Consider the following 17,947-nt stretch of genomic DNA (forward strand, 5'->3'; position numbering starts at 1 on the left):
CCGATCGGCGAGGGGCCTAGCGCAATTCCGGCGTATCGTCAAACCAACGGCGGTGTTCCTGGATGGCGAAACGGTCGGTCATGCCGGCAATATAGTCGCCCACTCGCCGGGCAAGCGCCGTCGGATCGCCCATGTCGAGGCCGTGCCGCCATTCCTCCGGCATGAAGTCAGGATGGCTGACATACTTGTAGAACAGATCTTTCACGACGCGATCGGCATCGCGACGCACCCGCATGACCTCAGGGTGCCGGTACATGCGGGGAAACAGGAAGCCTTTGATGGCGGCATCGACTGCGGCCATTTCGTCGGAAAAGGTCACCACCGTATAACCGGCCTGCCGAATGTCATCGGAGGACCGGGGGCGGAGTTCGTCGAGCCGGTTGACCGAGGCGACGATGACGTCCTCGACCATGGCGGTGATCAGCCGGCGGGTGATCTCGTGGATGGTGCGGTGCCGATCGAGGTCGGGATATTTCGTTTCGATCGCCTCGAGGAAGCCGCCGATCAGCGGCAGCGGCCGGAGATCGTCGAGGGAGAACAACCCGGCGCGCAGGCCGTCGTCGATATCGTGGGCGTCATAGGCGATATCGTCGGCGATCGCGGCGCATTGCGCCTCGGCACTCGCATGGGTGTCGAGCTTGAGCGAATAAAGGTCGGGATAGGCGAGAAGCGCCACCGGCAGTCCGCGCTCGGCATGGCGGCCGATCGGCCTGCCGTCCGCGTCGGTCAGCGGGCCATTGTGCTTGACGAGGCCTTCCAGCGTTTCCCACGACAGGTTGAGCCCGTCGAACTCGGCATAGGAATGCTCGAGCTCCGTGACTGCCCTGAAGGACTGGGCATTGTGGTCGAACCCACCGAAGTCCGAGAGGCAGGCGTCGAGCGCATCCTCGCCGGTGTGACCGAAGGGCGTGTGACCGAGGTCATGGGCGAGCGCCAGCGCCTCGGCGAGATCCTCGTTCAACCTCAGTGCGCGGGCGAGCGCCCGGGCGATCTGTGCCACTTCCAATGTGTGGGTCAGACGGGTGCGGTAATGATCGCCCTCATGGAAGACGAACACCTGCGTCTTGTGCTTGAGACGGCGAAAAGTCGTCGAATGGATGATGCGGTCACGGTCGCGCTGGAACGGCGTGCGCGTCGGGCTCACCGGCTCGGGATAGCGCCGGCCCCGGCTCTCCTCCGGGTGGACGCCGAAGGGCGCCAGCGGCTCCGTTCCAAACCCCAGACCTGCCACCGCCGCCTCCCGAAGATCATCGATACCCAGCGAATCCGCATAACGGGCTCGCGAAGCCGTCATTTGACTTTGCCATCCGCTGCCTTACGTATGTCAGCAGTGCTCACAGTTTCAAGTCATCCGAGGCTCAAGAAACCGCCATGGAAGCTCTCGCCGCCAATATCAGCATGACCGCCGCTGCGGCGCGCCGGATCGCCAAGGTACTGGAAAAGCAGCCCGGCAAGACGGCGCTGCGCATTTCGGTCGAGGGTGGTGGCTGCTCGGGCTTCTCCTATCGCTTCGATCTTGTCGAAGGGCAGAACGCCGACGACATCGCCGTCACCCGCGACGGCGCAACGGTGCTGATCGATGAGGTGTCGCTGCCGTTCATGGACGGTTCGGAAATCGACTTCGTCGACGACCTGATGGGCCAAGCCTTCAAGATCAACAATCCGAACGCCACGTCGAGCTGCGGCTGCGGCACCTCGTTTGCGGTCTGATTTGGCTTTTCAAACAGTCAACAGCGTGGAGCCCACGGTTTCGCGAGCTTCCATTGCCTTGTGGCACGCGACGGCGTCGGCCAGCGCGAACTTCTGCCCCACACTGATGGTCACCGCCTCGCTGCGAATCTGCTCGAACAGATCCTCGGCGCAAGCGTCGAGAGTGGCGCGCGTCGCGGTGTAGTGGCCAAGCGTCGGCCGTGTCGCGTAGAGCGAGCCCTTCTGTGACAGTATGCCGAGACTGAACTCGGCGACCGGCCCCGAGGAATTCCCGAAGGAGGCGAACAGGCCGCGCGGCTTCAGGCAGTCGAGTGAGGCCGGGAAAGTATCCTTGCCGACCGAATCGTAGACCACGTCGCAGAGGGCTCCGCCGGTGATCTCGGCCACGCGGGCGACGAAATCCTCCGTACGATAGTTGATCACATGCGTGTAGCCGCAGGCTCTCGCAATTTCCGCCTTCTCCTCCGAGCCGACGGTGGCGATGGAGGTGGCGCCCAGCGACTTCAGCCACTGGCCGGCGATCTGGCCGACGCCGCCGGCGCCGGCGTGAAACAGTACCGTGTGGTCGCGCGTCACCTTGAAGGTCTGGCGCAGGAGGTACTGCACCGTCATGCCCTTCAGAAGGCTCGCCGCCACGGTGAAGCCGTCGATGTCGTCGGGCACGCGGATCAGCTTCTGCGCCGAGATGATGCGCGCCTCGGCATAGGCACCGACCGATCCGGCATAGGCGACGCGGTCGCCGGGGCGGAACTGGACGACGCCCTCGCCCACCTTTTCCACGATGCCGACCGCCTCGGCGCCGGGAATGAACGGCAGGCCGCCCGGGGCCGGGTAGAGACCCTTGCGGTAATAGGTGTCGATGAAGTTGACGCCGATCGCTGTGTGCTTGAGGCGCACCTCGCCAGGACCGGGGGCGCCAACCTCGATCTCCTCGAAGGACATCACCTCGGGTCCACCCGTCTCGCGGATGACGATCGCCTTCACCATGTCCTGCACTCCCGGAAACCTAGCGGTTACGTCGTGGAGGTGTTGGTAGCACCAACGGCGGCAGGCTCGCCAATCATCTTTTGTTGGCCGGCAAGATCGCAGACCGGCGGGTCGGCCTCGCGGGCGAAGACGCCGGACGCCGCGACAAAGGGCAGCATCAGCAGGAAGGCCGCCGTCAGTCCGAAATGCTCGGCGACAAAGCCGACGCCGGGCGGCGCCAGCAGAAAGATGGCGGTGATGATCATCGACATGGCGGCCACGTTGCGCGCCGCATCGCCCGGCTTGTCGCCGGCCGCAGCCACGCCGATCGGCATCACCAGGGATACGCCGACGCCCATCAGCGCCAGCGACAGGCCGGAAACGACGATATGCGACGAGAAGATGAAACCGATCAGCCCGATGGCCGTCGTCGTCGCACAGACGCGAACGATGCTCGACGCGCGGTAGCGTGCCCGGAACCAGTCGCCGGCCACCCGGCCGACGAACATGGTCAGCGGGAAGGTGCCATAGGCGACGGAGGTCCAGAACGGGCCCGGTTGAAGCTGCTCGCGCAGGAACAGCGTGCCCCAGTCGTAGACGGCGCCTTCGGCCAGCGTGACGCCGGTCGCCATGATGCAGAGCCCGATCAGGCCGACGCTCGGCAGCGTGAACAGCGGCGGCTTGGCCGTGCCAGCGGGACGGGCCACCCGCTCGTACATCGGGCGTGGCAGCAGCCAGGCGATGCCGGCGCAGCCGACGACGCCCAGTGCCGCCATGGCGGCGAGATGCCAGACGAGCGGCACGCCGAGCTGGCCGAACAGGCCGGCCGACAGCGCACCGGTGACGAAGCCGAGGCTCCAGTAGCCATGGCATTGGGCCATGTATTTGCCGCCGGTGGTTGCCTCAAGGCGCTGGACACCGGCATTGCCGCCGATCTCGAACAGGGTGTTGCCGGCACCAGCGAAAAACAGCACCACGGCTAGCACCGTCCAATGGCCGGCAAGGCCGATGCCGAGCAGCATGAGGGCGGCCAGCACAAGGCCCCAGACGCCGACGCGGGCGGCGGCGAAGCGATCCATCAACGGCCCGGCAATGGGTGCGGTGACCAGCGCGCCGACCGGCCCCAGGAACAGCGCCAGCCCCATGGTCGCCTTGTCGACGCCCAGATGAGCAAGCAGATCCGGCATCCGCGTCAGCCAGTTGGCCGTGAGAAAGGACGAGCCGAAGTAAAGGGTGCCGATGCGCAGGGCGGTAAACACTGTTGTCACCAATCGATGGGGGAAATAGCGGCGGGGTCGCTGCGGGACGCCGCTGAAGAACAAGCGCATCAATAAAACGATTCAAACCGTGGATGCAATGCCCACGGGCAGGGCTGGGCCGGCTTCGTTGACGATCGCGGTCGCGCCGTGCTCTCCCGGCAACACCACACAACGGCGCAGGCATTTCGGAGGCTTCGGAAAAACGCCCTGCCCTCGGTTGCCATGTCGGTTCCGGTCGAGTATGTGAAAGCCCGTTCGCGCCGGCCCCATGGCGGGGTATACTCGGCAGATGCGGCAATGCCGCTGCGATCACGGTGGGAGCGCGTAGCTCAGTCGGTAGAGCACGTGACTTTTAATCATGGGGTCGAGGGTTCGAGTCCCTCCGCGCTCACCAATCTTTTCTTGTCCGGCCTTGAGACGTGAGACCGAGCCTCCCTGCCATATGACAAAAGCCCCGGCGGACAGCCGGAGCCTTCGATCAACGGTCGATCAAGTCTTGTTTGGCGCCCGCCCTGACTGTAGCGCGCAAAAACAAATGGCGCTCTGCGCAAGATCACTTGGCACCAGATGAACCTGGTACATCGACGCTCAAAACCTCGTTCCGGCCATATACCATGGGATACCCCAAATCCTCACCCCGCTAAGGATCGCAAAAGTCGTCTGGAGGGTCCGGCCAATCTTGCGCTGGCGCCAAATTGAAGCCGCCCACGACGAAAGGCTCAAGTTTGCGTCGCAACCCCCGCCAGTGTTCGATTAAGTGCCCCTGGTATCGCCACACTGCCTTGCTGCAAGACGCTGCCAGGATGCTATAAACGGGCTCCTCGCCCCTCGTTGCAGAGATAAACCTCTCTCTGTCGACCGCGCCGTGGATGAATGAATTCAGGACATCGTCGACTAAACCCGGTTGGGGTGGTTTTAGGCCCAAGGCGAGCGTGCCCACCGAGCTCTGAGTTATGGCGAAACGCACTAGTGTCGGAGGGTGTCGGGAATTGGTCTGTTCCATCCCAGGAAGCCAACGTACCCGACTTTCTTCCTCAAGGATCCGGAAGTGGGTGTAGATAGCTGCGCCCAGAACCCTGGCCCGGGTGAGTAGTCGTTCCCGCGCATATGGACCATGTTCCGTCAAGGTAAATTGAGTCGGACTGATTCGCTCAAGGCCTAGGAAATCTCCAGCGACATCAAAAGTCGCGTTGCTGTCGGCGTCCATTTCGAGCGTCTGCCGGTCCAGCGGCGTGACACCAACAATCCGGCTACCGTTCTCATCATGAACGACGCATGAGTTCAGCCAACCGACGTGGCCAAATCTGAGGTGTACAAACTCGTGGCGAGTAATCAGCCAAGCAAGCGCACGGAATTCTGCGTCTGCTTCGATCGACCTGCTAATTACGCGTCCAAGATCGCTGCCCGGTTTGCCGGCCCAGTCGGGAGCGATACATAATAGTTCGGCGCTAGCCAACGCAGCCGCCAACTTGTTGATTAAGCCGCTAAAGATCCCAAGGAAGAAGCGACCGGGCTCCAACTCCAGGCACGAACCACCAACGCCGTCGCAAGCCAATATTGCAGTTTCGACGAAGACGCCGGGGATCTGACGCTCAAACATTGTAGCGTGAAACGCCAAAACGCTCTCCACTACTGCATGGAGATGCCTTCGCAGATCGCCTTCCGGAACGAGCGCGATACCCCCGTATCCTTCCGCCCATTTCAAAAAGCGTTCGCTGTGTTTCACCTTGATCGGCCCATGCTCCAATGTGAGCAAGCAAGCATTCCGGTGGCAAAGCTCCCCAACTGTACGAGCTCCCGAGGGGCGCCAAAGTCGCTTCGCCGCTTCGGATCATGTCAAGTCCCGCCGCCACGTCAATCGACTCCAAAGACTCGCTCATCAGCCCGTCTCCCTCCCTACACGTTCGCCAGCAGGATGCCCTTGCGCTGCATTCGGGTTTTCGAGCGGGCGGCGATCGCCGCCATCTCGGCCGCCGTTTTGCGGCCAGTGAAGATGATGGCTTCAGCGAGCTGCGGGCCATACAGGTACTGCGCGCTAGAATAGCTCGCGTTGCCGATGGAGACCTTGCGCATGGGGCTAGCGAGGGTCTTGGTAAACCCACTGCCCTCGGTACTGGTTCCGAAGGTGCCATAGTATACGACGCGCCCCGAAGCATCATCAGCCGCGAAGCCGACGAACGCCCACTTATCTGTATTCGACGCGACAGGGAAATTGCTGCCTACTAGACCCGAGGCCGGACGACGCAGGCTAGTGAACCTAAATTGGCCTGCCGCGTCACGATCAAGATAGCCCATGCTGCCGCCGGAGGCTGGGACGTTGCTAGTGATTGTCGACGCGAATACCACCTGTGACGTCGGCGAGCCGGGGTCAATCAGCTTGACGACCAAACAGACGGTCATCGCCGCCCGATCGTCGAGATCTGTCAGCAAGCCGTTCATGCCGCCGTCAACAAGCTTGATGCTATCCGAGTTGTATACCGGGGCGGTCGCGGCGGGGGTCAGCGCCTTGCCATCGATCAGGCTGTTTAGCGAAACAGCATCGCCACCAAAGTCCCAATGCCCATACGCGTCGGTTTCGATAGAGGTCGGGAATATGGGTCGGCAGTCCGCGAGGCTGACGAGCGGCCCCTGTCCGTTAGCTATGGCGACGGGGAGCTGGAGAAACGGCGAATAAGTGGTCATTTAGGCCTCCACGGGAAAGACGGAAATTTCAAACGATGGCCAGAAAAACGGCAGTTCACGCGTGACGCCGCCCTTGGTGAAGACGTCCGGCGTACTGTCTCGTAGGTTGCCGCCGCTCGCGTTGCTGAACAGCTTGCCCGAGGGGTGGGACGCGGGGCCATAGTCCAGACCGTAGCGCAGCTTAATGTTCGTCGTCGGCGCGGTGCCCGATAGCGTCAGCAGCAGGTCCGTCCCTGATGCCGAAATATCGGCAATGGTTGCCGTCCCCGCGTCGGAGACAACCTTGAAGCCACGATCGAGGACGGCGCCGAGGGTTGTCTCGTCGATCACATGCGGCGGTGTTGGCACGTCCATCCGAAGGCGTATCACCGATCCAGAGAGGCTGGCCCCGAGCACCTTCACCTGTCGCGGCTTGAGCTTGTCCACGACGATTGACTTCAGGACGCGGGCTTCAGCCCGGCCGACGTAGTGGTAGCTGGTGTTAACCAGGTGGGCGCTGTCCGAGGCGGGCTCAAGGAAGTAGAGCGGCGTGCCCATCCAAACGTCAGGGCGCTCCCGCGAAAGCTCCCACATGGCGAGAACTGGACCACGCGTCGGGCCTGTGGTGATACCGGCGCCCTGTTGGTAGACGATGACGTGCGGCTTGGTCGCCTGACCTGTGATCGCCACCACGTCATTTTGCATGTCATTGATAAGCTGGTCGAGAAGAGCCTTGTAGGTGGTCTTCGTCATGCTGCTGCTGTCTGACTCGCCCTGCATCCAACTAATCGCAGCGACCACGTAGGTTTTGCCTGCGGCGGTGGCAATCGCCTTGGCGCGCGTCACGTGGTCGATGAAGTTAGTATAGTAGTTCGCAGTGGCTGTCGGCACCTCGGCAGTGTCCGGAGCGGCCGTCTTGACCAGGCTGTTGATGCTCTCGCTGCCCTTGCCACACGCCGAGGCGAAGAAAATGAGATCGGACGGGTTGATCCCGTTCTCCAGAACGGCAAGCTCGACCGCGCCGTTGACTGTGCCCGAGCACACGGTCTCGCCGCGTGTGGTGAGCGCGTCGGGTGAGAGGTCGTCTTCGACCAGTGGTTTGGAAGTATCCATGGCCGACTGGTTTTGCCCCCCGAAGCCGTTGCCCGTCAGTGTGGTCTTGGGGCCGGCGCCGAAGGTGAGGTTGGAAAAGGGCTGGGTGACCGAGATCGCGGGCTTGCCCTGCGCGCCAATCGAGAGGCTTTGCCCGTAGGAGAGGAACCCAAACCAGATCGACGGGCTGGGCGTGGGGAGCTGCTGCGCAGCGGCCAGTGCCTCCCTGGTCTGGACCCTCGACGCACCAGAAGACGACGACCCTGCTCCATAGAGGTCCGGGATGTGGATTTTCTGTGTGCTGGAGTTGAAGTAGATGAGCGCTCGCCCGACAGCGTCTGCGGCGAGCGGGTAGATCGGGCCAGCACCGGAGTATTGGCGCAAGCCTTCGGCAACGCCGCCGACGTTGGCGCGCAGCCACCTATTAATCTCCTCTTCGACATCGAATCGCCCCTTCATCTCCCCCGTCGCCGGGTCGATGTAGAAGATCGCCTTCCCGACAGCGTCGACGATGAAGGGGATGATAGACGACAGTGAGCCCGTGAAGGCCCTGAGCGCGGTGGAGCCGAACAGCTCCAGCTTGCGCAGCTCCTGGATCGGGGCGCGGACATCGGCTTTGCCGGCAAGACCGGTGGGACCGATCCAGACCCAGCGACCCCACGTCAAATTGAGTGAATACTTGCCCGCGTTCGGGACACTGGCGCCGTCGTACCCCGTTGAGGTCGCCTGCAGGTGGGTACCCGTATCGGCGTCTATGACCTCGGCTCCCTGTCCATCAACGGTGCTCGTCAGGTTCAGGAGATCGGTCCAATGAGGGAGGGTGCGCGCCACAGCCTGGGCGTTGGCTGCCACCATCTGCGTAATGTCGCGCGCCGCTTCGGACCCTGACTTGGCAGCGATAGAAATGGCTGCTGCAGTTTCGGAGGCCACGCGCGCCGCAGCGGCGCCACTGCCGGCGTCGGCCGCTGCGGCCTTCGTCGCCCAGTGCTTGGCCGAGTAGAGCCCCGGTTGCACCTGCTGATCCTCTGGCGCGTTGGCAAAGTCCTTGGCCAGGTCGCGAGCGGTCTCGGTGGCCGCCAGAACGGCGGTCGCCACCACATCGTTGTTCAGCCGCAGGATGGCGCCTTCGCGGATCGCCATCAGCCGACCGTTGCCTGGCAGTCCGCCTTCGTCGATATCTGACCCGCTGTTCGTCTTGAGCGTGATGGCCACGCCGCCATTGATGTGAACGACAACTGGCGATGCCGTGTTCGTGCCGACCACGGGAATGATGATGGCCGTGCCATCAACGACTGGCAGCGCTGTGACAAGCTGACGAACGTTGACGGTGTCGCCGTCGCCGATCGACGCGGGGATGATGCTGTAAGGCAGCGGCAGCGCCCAAACCCACTGGCCGCCGGACACCTTGTAGATGCCGATCTTGTCCGGGTCCGGATCGGCGTAGACCCAGGGCGTCACTTGGGCGGTGGTCGCGGGAAGGTCGGCCTCTGTGTCATAGAGGTTGCCCACCATGGTGGCGAGCCGCATCGGGTCGCTCGCCACCAGTTGGGCCGCAAGGTCCGTCACCCGCTGGCGCGACGTCGTTCCGCCGGCGTTGCCGAGGATGCTGTCCACCGTGGTGGCAAGCGGGAGGTTGGAAGATTGCACGCCGCCGTCAGCCATGATGTCACCTGATATTGACGTTGAAGGGACCGGACAGCGGGCCAGCCAGGCCGTCCGAGTTGAGGGGTTCGAGCCAGAAATGGTGAGTGCCGATTTCGAGGCAGGTCGCCGTCTCGACGAACACGACGACGTCGTCGATCGATCCGTCGAAGTCCTCGTCGGCCGCAAGAGAAAATGCAGCGTTGCCGGCGACGGCGACCAGGCGATCGGAAAACTGGCCGTTGGTCGAGCGCGCAACACCAGGCACTGACGTGCCACCGACGAGCGCCGGCACCACGGCACCGGCGGTCCGGCCAGAGACCGTAAACTGCACGCGGTAGGCCTTGCCTGCGGTCAAAGACAAGGTCTGCAAGATCTCGCCGGCGTCGCCGGGCGTATGGGTTGCGACGCCGTCGACGACATCCCAGTCGTACCCATGCGTCCACGCGGCGCCGCTGGAAAAGCTCCCGGCCGTGATGATCGACTCGCGCGTTCCATCGCCCACCGGCTGGGAATAGCTCTGCGACGGCACCACGGCGATCGGCGCGCCGGCGGCGTCCGTCGAACGATCGAGCGTCGAGGACATCGAACGGTAGATCTGCACCGAGACGGTGTTGGGATCGTCCGTCGACGAGAACATGACGACGGCGCCGCCGAGCAGCGGAGCAATCGAGATCATGGCGTCGTCGAGGTCGGTTGGCGCCGGCTGGTCGTTGCCGCCCACCGTGATCATCACCACGGTCGTATACGAGCCGGGGATGCCTGCAGGCGACACGCCACGGCAGCGCAACTGGACGGGATCGCCGGTGGCATAGACGTCGAGATCTCGGCCGCCATCGACGGCCGGGAACGTAACCGTCGTCCAAACCGTCGCGCCGTTGAGGCGGTGCTGCAGCTCGAAGGTCTGGCTCTCGATCGAGCCGGAGCCCGGCGCGACCAGCACGCTAATCCGGCCGGCAACGCCGGTACCGGCAAAGCCCGTCTTGATCGACGTGATCTTGGGCGCTGGCGGCTGGCCCGTGTTGTCGCCTACCTCGGAGCCGGCGCGGCCTGACCAGGCCGGCGGAACCTCTTCGTCCGTCAGCTCGTCGATGATGGGCGCGGCTTCGACCAGGCGCAGGGCGCTGGACATTTCCTCCCCGGCCTCGACGCGGGTGACGACCAGCGGCACCGACTCGGTGAGCAGCTCCCCGAAATGGACGATATCGCCCTCGATGGGAAGCGCGCCGGTCCCCTCCAGGAGCACCGAGCGCTGCTCTCCGACGATCGCCAGTACCGGCCGCAAAACGCTCTCGCCGATCGTGTCGTCCTCGTCGGCAAAGACACGAAAGCGAATGCCGTAGTTTCGCCCGTCGACCATGGTGACCAGGTCGTCGAGCACCACCAGGCGATCACCCGAGACGGCCACCACCCTGGCGGCCACTTGCGTGCGCTCGAGCACGTCGTAGGACGCGGCAACCAGGTCGCCGCGCGTGGCGACGCGCGCTGGTCCATCCTGCATGCAGCTGAAGGTGTCCGGCCGATAGAGCGCCTCGTACATACGCCGACGGGCCTCGATCCAGATCTCGTCGGGGTCGGTCTTTCCGGGCAGCTCGAGCTGCTCCGTGAGCGTGATGGGGCCAGAATGGCCCGGCCACGGAATGAGACGCTCCGCCTGCTTGTAGTCGTTGGTCGCGTCCAAGAACTTCACCCGGAAGCCGTGTGGCGGCACGAAATAGGTACGAGACCATTTGAAGTCCCAGCTGTTGCGGGGGTTGATGTGATCGACCACCAGCTCCTGCGGCCGGTCGATGACGACGGACCAGCGCTTGCCGTCGTGGCGCGGCGACGCCCGCCCAGCAACGGCGATATCGGTGAGGCGCTCGCGCAGCGTCCTGTCGTCGTCGTGCGGCGCGTCGTATTTCAGGTCGTGAAGCACACAGAAGGCGTGCCAGTCGGCAAAGGTCGCAAGGTCGATTTCCGCGTCCGTCACCGGCCGGGGGTTGGACCGCGACTGGAGCGTGTAGCGATAAATGCTCGCCGGGTTCCGCGTTTCCCGCGCCACCCAGGTTTCGGTCTCCGCATCCCAGTCGAGGCAGCGGCGCGAGGTCAGTGCGTTGAGGTTGTCGAGCGTCCCGTTGAGCTGGTAGGTTGCCTTGACGCGCACGGCGACGAGCGCCAGCGGCCAAGGAAACGCCAGCGGGTATTCGGGGCGCAGCGTCTGGATTGCCAGCCAGCTCGATCGCGCCTGTGTGCGCGTCGACGTCTGCTCGTCGGTTAGGCGGGTGAGCTCGATCTCGTAGCGGCCGCGCTCGGCAAAGTTCCAGCTGTATTGGCGGTAGATGCCCTCCAGCTTAGCGGCGCTGAGATTCAGCGTTACGACCTCGGCCCAGTCGGTGGTGGTTGTGGCGGTCAGCCGGCGCCGCTGGCGGATGCGGATGCTCACCGTCATCGAACGCGTATTGCCCGCGTCGTCGACGGTCCCAAGGCCGCTTGGAAAGCCGATGATCACGCTGCAACCGGACGCATCGGCGCCGGTGGTGCGCACGACGGGCGTCTCGATCGAGGCGCCGGCGATGACATTTCCCGCGTCGTCGCGCGGCAGCGGGCGCACCAGCTCTGCGCCGACCGACTCCTCCACCACCTGGCGCGGGTAAAGGGTCAGCGGCGTGTCGGTCGAAAGGCCCTCGCGGGTCTCGATCTCCACCTCGTCATATTCTTCGATCGCCGTCTCGCCGATCCTGAGGCTTTCGATCTTCAGGCCATGCGTGCCACCGTATCCGACGCAAAAGACGGCGCGGATGTACTGCACGTCGCCGACGATCTCCGAGTAGGATCGAGCGGCAAAGGGCGGCGCGTAGCGCAGCTTCCCGGCCGGGTCGGGGATCACGCCGTCAGGATTGAAGGCGTTCTGCCAGCCGGAGATGGTGAAGGTCTCGGCGCGGTTTGTGTCGCGCGTTCTGGGCTTGGCCGGCGGGATCAGGGCGTTGACCAGCAGCGACCCCACCACGGTGATGCCGGCGCCGATGATGCCGGCCCAGGCCGAGGCGCCGAGACCCCATGTACCGGCGAGCGCCGGCGCCCATAGCTGGCCAAGGGCGATGGCGGCAATCGATACTACGACCATCAGGATCGACTTGAGGATCTGCTTTCCCGGTACGACGCGGATGACGACGCGCACGCCGGGCTTCGGCCGCACCACGGACCAGGCATGCCGCTCGATCACCGCCATGCCCTGCGGCGTCACGAGGGTGACGCGCATGTGATCGAGGTCGCGCTCGGTGGCATCCGGCAGCGTCACGGCGATGATCTGGGCGACGTTGAGACCGAAATAACCAGGCAGCTCTAGATCGACACGGCCGGCGCCAGGGTCGAGAAGAGGCGCGGCGAGCACCGGGATGGTGGCGGGAGCGGTCATTGCACGCCCCCTGAAACGTCGTTTGAAGCCGCTTTGACGTGCCTGTAAATGCCAGTCAGGCGATGGCCCCAGGTGCCCGTCTCGAAACGCTCCACCTTGGCGCAGTCGTCGGCTGTCACGTGCAGCATCAAGCCGCGATCGACGTAGAGGCCGACGTGGGTGTCGAGGTGGCCCCGGCGGAACAGCAGCACGTCGAACGGCCGGGCGTCGAACACGCGGGCCCATACAGGGTCGGCGCGCTCGGCCGCCACCAGCGCGGCCACCTCGGCTTGTTCCTCTGGCGACGCATAGGCGCCGGCATAGTCGGGTAGCGCGATGCCGAGCTGCTCGGCATAGACCAGCACAACGAGGCCCCAGCAGTTGCAGCCGTCATGGCTGGCGCCGAAGCGGTCGAAGGGGGTGCCGACGTAGTCGTTTGTCCAGCTCTTGACGATCATGCGAACAGCCCCGGAAAGAAGTCCTTGGTCATGCGGTGGCCCGGCGAGCGCTCCTCCTCGATGTCGGCGCGGCTGATTTCGAGGCGCACCTCCGCCGCATCTCCGTCGGCCGTCTTCATCTCCAGGCCGGTCCACTCGGCCTCAATCAGCGACGGCGACGAGGCCAGCACCACGGCCATGGCGATCGTCGCCGGCGTCGTGAAACTGCGCAGCAGCTTTGCAATGTCGTTGTCGACGTTTTCGAGGATCAGCGTCGCCGAGGTCGGCGCGTCGTCGAGGTCGGAGGGAACCAGCGTCGAGGCCAAGACGAACAGATAAGGTTCGGTGGCATCCATCCAGGTCGAGCGGGTGCCGTACATCAGCGGCTCGTCGGACAGGCGTTCGGTGTTGTCGGTCGACAGCAGCACCGGCTCGTCGAGATCCGGATGGGTGATGTGGACCAGGACGACGTAGACCTGGTCGGACGATACGGCGTCCTGCATCAGTCGGGCGTTGAGGGAGACCCGCCTCATGGCATCACCATCACGCTGAAGGCCAACCGAAAACGAACGCCCTCGATGGTCTGCTTCGGCAGATCATCACCGAAAAATACGAGCCACTGTGCGGACAACAGAATGGGCTGCCCTCCTTCCGTCAGCATGGGATTGCCGGCGCCGTCGAGCAGCGCCCAGCCGTCGGTCGTCGGGTCGGGCATATAAAAGGGCTTGGCGCCGAACGACGTATCCTCCTTGTAAAACTGGTCGAACACGGCCCTGCCGGCGCGGCTCACCACGATCGACAACGCAACTGTCTCCGGAACACCCGAGAACCTCCGGCTGAAGGCAGGCGGCAAACCTTCGGTCTGACGCTTGCGACGGGCCTCGAACGGTGATTGCGACCAGCTGTCGCGCTCGGGTTTGGGCAGGCTGGCTGGCCAGGTGGGGATGGTCATCGCCTGATCCCTCCCGACCGCATGCCATACTTCTGGCGCATCGCCCTGTCGGCCCCGCCGCCCGGCGTCGCCACCGCGTCGCCCACCGCATCCGACAGCACGAACTTTTCCTGTCGTCGGCCCCGGCTGTCGCGCGTGGTCTCGTGCTCCACCCTGGCGCCGGAGTAATTGTTGATCTCGATGCTCGTGCCCGAATCCTGTCCGCCCTGACCGTCCCACGAGGCGCGGACGCCAAGCCGGCCGGAGCGGTCGCGCGTCAGCGGGAAGATACCCTCGGGCTCTCCGACCTCTCCCATCACGCCGGCGCCCTTGGCGAAGGCAAACACGGTCGGCGTCGAAACCACCTGGTTGGCGTAGTTGTGGAGGCCGCGCGCCGGCGGCACGCCGCCAAGCGCGTAAAGGGTGAACGCCGATGCATTGTTGGCGCCCCAGCCGCCGCCGCCGAACAGGCCGCCGATACCGCCGAGCAGCGACGACCAGAAACCGCCGCCCGACGATCCTCCCGCGCTGGAGAAGGCGTCGAGCAGCTGGCCCAGCACCGAACCGAGGCCGGGGATGAACTGGTCGGCGATGCCGGCGACGCCATTGCGAAGCACTGAGAACGAGGCGCTGAGTCCGCTCACCTGCTGTTCCGCCCAGCCGGTGCCGTAGGGCGACACGCCGGCCGGCATCATCGCCGCCTGTTGTGGCGTCAGCGACAAGCTAGGCGGATAGCCCGAGGCGGTGCCGCTGGCGCCCTTGGCGCTGCTGGCAAAGGACTCGAGGCCCGTCGTCGCCGTGCCCAAGGCCGCGTTGAACTTGTCGACATAGGTCGAGCCGCTCGTACCAAGAATGTCGGTGGCATTGGCACCTTGCGCCAGCGGTCGGCCGGAGAACCACATGCTGGCCGCGTCGTTGGCATTGCCGAACCGGCTGAGGTAGCCGCCGAAGATGCGGTTGAACACGGCATCCTGCGCCGCCGGATCGGCCAGAAAGGCGGAAGGCGACATGGAATAGCCCAGCGCCTGCTGCGTCCACGGGCCGACGTTGGAGCCCATCACGCCGTAGCGCCCATAGGCGCGGTCGCCCGAGGCGGTCACCGGGCCCAGCGCGCCATAGCGGCCGCTACTCTCGATCGAGGCGATCGCCTCGCGATATTTGGCGAGCAAGTCGGTACCGCCGACCAGGCCGAGGCCGTTGCTATTGGCAGCGGTCAGGTTACCGAACAGCCCGCCGGCGCCGGCGCCGCCGAAGGTGATGAACACCGGGTTGGCGGCCGAGGCGCCGCGCGCCGTACCGCCCAGCAGGCTCGACGCCAGGTCGCCGAACAGCCCGCCGCCGGCCTCGCCCTGGCGCCCGAGCAGCCCTTGCGTGATTTGGTCGGTAAAGAGACCAGATGCGAAGTTCAGCGCCGTCTTGCCGATCGACTCCCAGTCGCCCTCGATGAGCGAGCCGAGGATCGAGTTGGTGGCCGACCTGAGGCCGTCCAAGCGCCCGATCGCGTCCTGCTGCGCCTTGGTCAGCTTGTCCATGTCGCCGGCAGCGGCGCCATAGCGGGCGCCGGCCTCGGCGATCGCCCGGCCGAGCTGCGGCGTGATCTCGATGCCGGCGCGGGTGTACTCGTTGTAGAGCCGCATCTGCTCGGTCAGGTTAGACGCCTCGCCGGCGGAGAGGCCAAAGGTCGAGCGCTGCTGAGCGACGGCGCGCTCCAGCTCGGCGGCCGATCGGGCGGCGTCCTGCAGCGGCTGGATGGCGGCCGAGCGTGTGGCGGTCTGGATCTCCAGCTCTCGCGCCTTGCGCAGGTTGTCGATCGCTTCTTTCGCACCTTCGGCCTTCTGGATCTCCAGGTCGTAGCGGGCGTTGATCTGCGCGATGGTCGCCGGCAGGCCGGTCAATCCGACACCAGCGGCCGAGCGCTGCGCCTGCTCCAGCGAGCTGCGGCTCGACGCCGTCTCCTGGGCGAGCGCGTAGGCGCGGGCGATGCGCTCCGCCTCGGCGACCTCTGCCTCGGATCGACCGCCCTGGCGCAACGCTTCAATGCGCGCCTGGGCAGCGGCGATCGAGGCCCGTTCGGCCGCGGTACGAGCGAGGATCGCCTGGGTGCCGAGATCGTCCGACTGGCGGGTGAGATCGAGCTGCTCGCGCAGCCGGTCAAGGGCACGCTCGCGAGCCTCGACGGCGTCGTCGCGCTGCTCGCGGTTGGTCGCTTGACTGATGGTTGCCTGATATTGCCGCTCGATCTCCTGCTCGCGAGAGAGCGGCAAACTGCCCATTGCCGCCAGCTTCGGCAGCTCGGCACTATAGCTCTTGAGCCGCTCGGCCAGGCGCTCGGCTTTGGCACTCAGCTTGGGCAGATCGTCGGCCGCACCAACCACGACCGCGCGTAGATTCTCTGTTTCCCGCGTTGCATCGATAATGCTTTGAATGAGCTTCTTGAGATCGTCATCGGCCGTTTTAGTTCCGATGTCGGTGAGCTGTTTGCGAAGGTCGGCGAGCGCTCTCCCGCTGTCGTCGGTCGAGCCGATAAACGTCCGGAGTTGGCTCTCGATCGGCAGCGCCGGTCCCAGCACCATGCCGCTGCTCTGGTCGAAGAAGCGAGCTCGCAGCGCATTGCGTTCCCGTTCGAGCTCCGCTGCCAGGTTGCTTTTCAGATCGGCGGCGTTCTGGCCAGCCTGAAACGCAAGAATACTCTTCTCTTCCGTCCGCAGCTTGCCGACATTAACGGCGGCGTCGCCGTAGGCATCCTTGATCCGCTTGACGAGCTCTTCGTGGCGGGCGAGCGCCTCCTCGGTGCTCGGTCCATCGCGGCGCGTGACGGCGTAAATGCCCGCAATAGCCAGACCGGCGGCACCGGCGGCCGCCGTCAGCAACGGAAAGCGCGTGATCAAACCGCCGATTGTCGACGAAATGTCGGACATGGCGCCGGAAACGCCACCCTCCCACATCTGCATCGTTTGGAAGATCTGCGGTGCCTGGCTCGCCGCGATTTGGCCGGCTGGCGCGCCGAGCATGGCCATCGTCAGGACGTCGTTACCTTGCAGACCGAGCTGCTGCCAACCAAAGCCTCGGCGCGCTGCTGTGGCAGCACCAGCGACACCCTGCGCTTGTGCCTGCGCCGTTCCCAGCCCCTTGATCGCCGCGATCGTCGACAGCGCCTGTGTCCGCTGCCGGGCCAGCGCGGCCGTCATCTCGTCGGCCGACAGCGCCCCCATGGCATGGGCGGTGCGGATCTCCGTCTGCGCCGCCTTGTACTGCTGGATGGTGGCGAACAGCGGGTTGTACTTGGCGCGCAGGTTGTCGAGCGCCATGCCCTCGGACGCCAGGATACCCTGCCATGTCTTGGCCTTGGCGGCGCCGTCGTGCAGCCCGTCGAGGGCGGTATCGAGGCCCTGCACCTTGGGCGTCGCCTGGGTGGCGGACTCACCGATCGACTGGATGGCCTGCCGGGTCTCGCCGGCGCCGGCCTTGGCGCGGGCGGCATCGAGATCGACGCCAATGGAGACACGGAATTGGTTGGCCATCACTCGTCCCGTTTGTTGAGCAGCGGCCGCGCCGCCCGTTCCATGTGTCTGAGATCCGCGAACGTCCCCGGCGGCGACCCGAGGTCATCCAGCACCAGTCGGCAGGCCACGTAGTCGAGACCGACGTAGAACAAACCCGCCATCGTCGGCGCCACCCGCCAGCTCGTCTCGCACTCCAGCCAGGCCGCGATGGCTGGCTCGTTGGCCGGGTGGATCTCGATCGTCGCTTCGTCGGCCGCCGTTGCCGTGATCGTGACACCCATGTCCTTGAACTGTTGGGACACGTCCTCGTCGACAGTGGCCGGCTTGTCCCTTGGCGTCTGGTCCAGATAGGCGGCGGCCCAGGCCTCCAC

The 17,947-nt window shown here is 65.0% G+C and carries 13 protein-coding genes and 1 tRNA gene; 2 read left to right on the forward strand and 12 right to left on the reverse strand.

Annotated features, from left to right (window positions below; genetic code table 11):
* Nucleotides 1-16: 16 nt before the first annotated feature.
* Nucleotides 17-1,294 (reverse strand): deoxyguanosinetriphosphate triphosphohydrolase, encoded by a 1,278-nt coding sequence (locus tag CXZ10_RS05775; protein WP_101288119.1) that lies wholly within the window; start codon nt 1,292-1,294, stop codon nt 17-19.
* A 104-nt stretch (nt 1,295-1,398) separates the two neighbouring features.
* On the opposite strand from CXZ10_RS05775, the gene CXZ10_RS05780 reads away from it, so the two are divergent.
* Nucleotides 1,399-1,710, forward strand: a complete 312-nt coding sequence (locus CXZ10_RS05780; RefSeq protein ID WP_425298911.1) for a HesB/IscA family protein — start codon at nt 1,399-1,401, stop codon at nt 1,708-1,710.
* A 9-nt stretch (nt 1,711-1,719) separates the two neighbouring features.
* On the opposite strand, the gene CXZ10_RS05785 is transcribed toward CXZ10_RS05780, so the two are convergent.
* Nucleotides 1,720-2,697, reverse strand: a complete 978-nt coding sequence (locus tag CXZ10_RS05785; protein ID WP_101288121.1) for a quinone oxidoreductase family protein — start codon at nt 2,695-2,697, stop codon at nt 1,720-1,722.
* 26 nt (nt 2,698-2,723) lie between these two features.
* Nucleotides 2,724-3,935, reverse strand: coding sequence for an MFS transporter (locus CXZ10_RS05790; protein WP_180335869.1), 1,212 nt, complete (start codon nt 3,933-3,935; stop codon nt 2,724-2,726).
* Nucleotides 3,936-4,253: 318 nt separating this feature from the next.
* Here CXZ10_RS05790 and CXZ10_RS05795 point away from each other — a divergent pair.
* Nucleotides 4,254-4,329, forward strand: a tRNA-Lys gene (locus CXZ10_RS05795).
* A 246-nt stretch (nt 4,330-4,575) separates the two neighbouring features.
* On the opposite strand, the gene CXZ10_RS05800 is transcribed toward CXZ10_RS05795, so the two are convergent.
* The 9 genes from CXZ10_RS05800 to CXZ10_RS05840 all read right to left on the reverse strand — a co-directional run bounded on the left by CXZ10_RS05800 (nt 4,576) and on the right by CXZ10_RS05840 (nt 17,947).
* On the reverse strand, nt 4,576-5,691 hold the full coding sequence (locus tag CXZ10_RS05800; protein ID WP_101288123.1) for a hypothetical protein: 1,116 nt from the start codon (nt 5,689-5,691) through the stop codon (nt 4,576-4,578).
* A gap of 140 nt (nt 5,692-5,831) precedes the next feature.
* On the reverse strand, nt 5,832-6,617 hold the full coding sequence (locus CXZ10_RS05805) for a hypothetical protein (RefSeq protein ID WP_101288124.1): 786 nt from the start codon (nt 6,615-6,617) through the stop codon (nt 5,832-5,834).
* Complete coding sequence (locus CXZ10_RS05810) at nt 6,618-9,350, reverse strand: sialate O-acetylesterase (protein WP_101288125.1); 2,733 nt, start codon at nt 9,348-9,350, stop codon at nt 6,618-6,620.
* A gap of 4 nt (nt 9,351-9,354) precedes the next feature.
* Nucleotides 9,355-12,726, reverse strand: a complete 3,372-nt coding sequence (locus CXZ10_RS05815; protein WP_101288126.1) for a TipJ family phage tail tip protein — start codon at nt 12,724-12,726, stop codon at nt 9,355-9,357.
* A complete protein-coding gene (locus tag CXZ10_RS05820) occupies nt 12,723-13,163 on the reverse strand; it encodes a C40 family peptidase (RefSeq protein ID WP_101288127.1) in 441 nt (146 codons plus the stop codon). The genes CXZ10_RS05815 and CXZ10_RS05820 overlap by 4 nt, the downstream gene beginning before the upstream one ends.
* A complete protein-coding gene (locus CXZ10_RS05825; protein WP_101288128.1) occupies nt 13,160-13,675 on the reverse strand; it encodes a hypothetical protein in 516 nt (171 codons plus the stop codon). The genes CXZ10_RS05820 and CXZ10_RS05825 overlap by 4 nt, the downstream gene beginning before the upstream one ends.
* Nucleotides 13,672-14,094 (reverse strand): hypothetical protein, encoded by a 423-nt coding sequence (locus tag CXZ10_RS05830; RefSeq protein WP_101288129.1) that lies wholly within the window; start codon nt 14,092-14,094, stop codon nt 13,672-13,674. The genes CXZ10_RS05825 and CXZ10_RS05830 overlap by 4 nt, the downstream gene beginning before the upstream one ends.
* Nucleotides 14,091-17,594 carry a phage tail length tape measure family protein gene (locus CXZ10_RS05835; RefSeq protein WP_101288130.1) on the reverse strand — a complete coding sequence of 1,168 codons (3,504 nt, stop codon included), beginning with the start codon at nt 17,592-17,594 and terminating at the stop codon, nt 14,091-14,093. The genes CXZ10_RS05830 and CXZ10_RS05835 overlap by 4 nt, the downstream gene beginning before the upstream one ends.
* The gene (locus tag CXZ10_RS05840; protein WP_101288131.1) at nt 17,594-17,947 is read right to left on the reverse strand and encodes a DUF1799 domain-containing protein; all 354 of its coding nucleotides are present in this window, start codon (nt 17,945-17,947) and stop codon (nt 17,594-17,596) included. Before CXZ10_RS05840 ends, CXZ10_RS05835 begins: the two co-directional genes overlap by 1 nt.

Source organism: Pleomorphomonas diazotrophica, assembly GCF_002844595.1.
GTDB classification, from domain to species: domain Bacteria; phylum Pseudomonadota; class Alphaproteobacteria; order Rhizobiales; family Pleomorphomonadaceae; genus Pleomorphomonas; species Pleomorphomonas diazotrophica.

What these genes read in the sequence shown, in the direction of transcription:
- CXZ10_RS05775 (WP_101288119.1), bottom strand. Translation starts at nt 1,294, where the DNA reads ATGACGGCTTCGCGAGCCCGTTATGCGGATTCGCTGGGTATCGATGAT.
- CXZ10_RS05780 (WP_425298911.1), top strand. Translation starts at nt 1,399, where the DNA reads ATGACCGCCGCTGCGGCGCGCCGGATCGCCAAGGTACTGGAAAAGCAG.
- CXZ10_RS05785 (WP_101288121.1), bottom strand. Translation starts at nt 2,697, where the DNA reads ATGGTGAAGGCGATCGTCATCCGCGAGACGGGTGGACCCGAGGTGATG.
- CXZ10_RS05805 (WP_101288124.1), bottom strand. Translation starts at nt 6,617, where the DNA reads ATGACCACTTATTCGCCGTTTCTCCAGCTCCCCGTCGCCATAGCTAAC.
- CXZ10_RS05810 (WP_101288125.1), bottom strand. Translation starts at nt 9,350, where the DNA reads ATGGCTGACGGCGGCGTGCAATCTTCCAACCTCCCGCTTGCCACCACG.
- CXZ10_RS05815 (WP_101288126.1), bottom strand. Translation starts at nt 12,726, where the DNA reads ATGACCGCTCCCGCCACCATCCCGGTGCTCGCCGCGCCTCTTCTCGAC.
- CXZ10_RS05820 (WP_101288127.1), bottom strand. Translation starts at nt 13,163, where the DNA reads ATGATCGTCAAGAGCTGGACAAACGACTACGTCGGCACCCCCTTCGAC.
- CXZ10_RS05825 (WP_101288128.1), bottom strand. Translation starts at nt 13,675, where the DNA reads ATGAGGCGGGTCTCCCTCAACGCCCGACTGATGCAGGACGCCGTATCG.
- CXZ10_RS05830 (WP_101288129.1), bottom strand. Translation starts at nt 14,094, where the DNA reads ATGACCATCCCCACCTGGCCAGCCAGCCTGCCCAAACCCGAGCGCGAC.
- CXZ10_RS05835 (WP_101288130.1), bottom strand. Translation starts at nt 17,594, where the DNA reads ATGGCCAACCAATTCCGTGTCTCCATTGGCGTCGATCTCGATGCCGCC.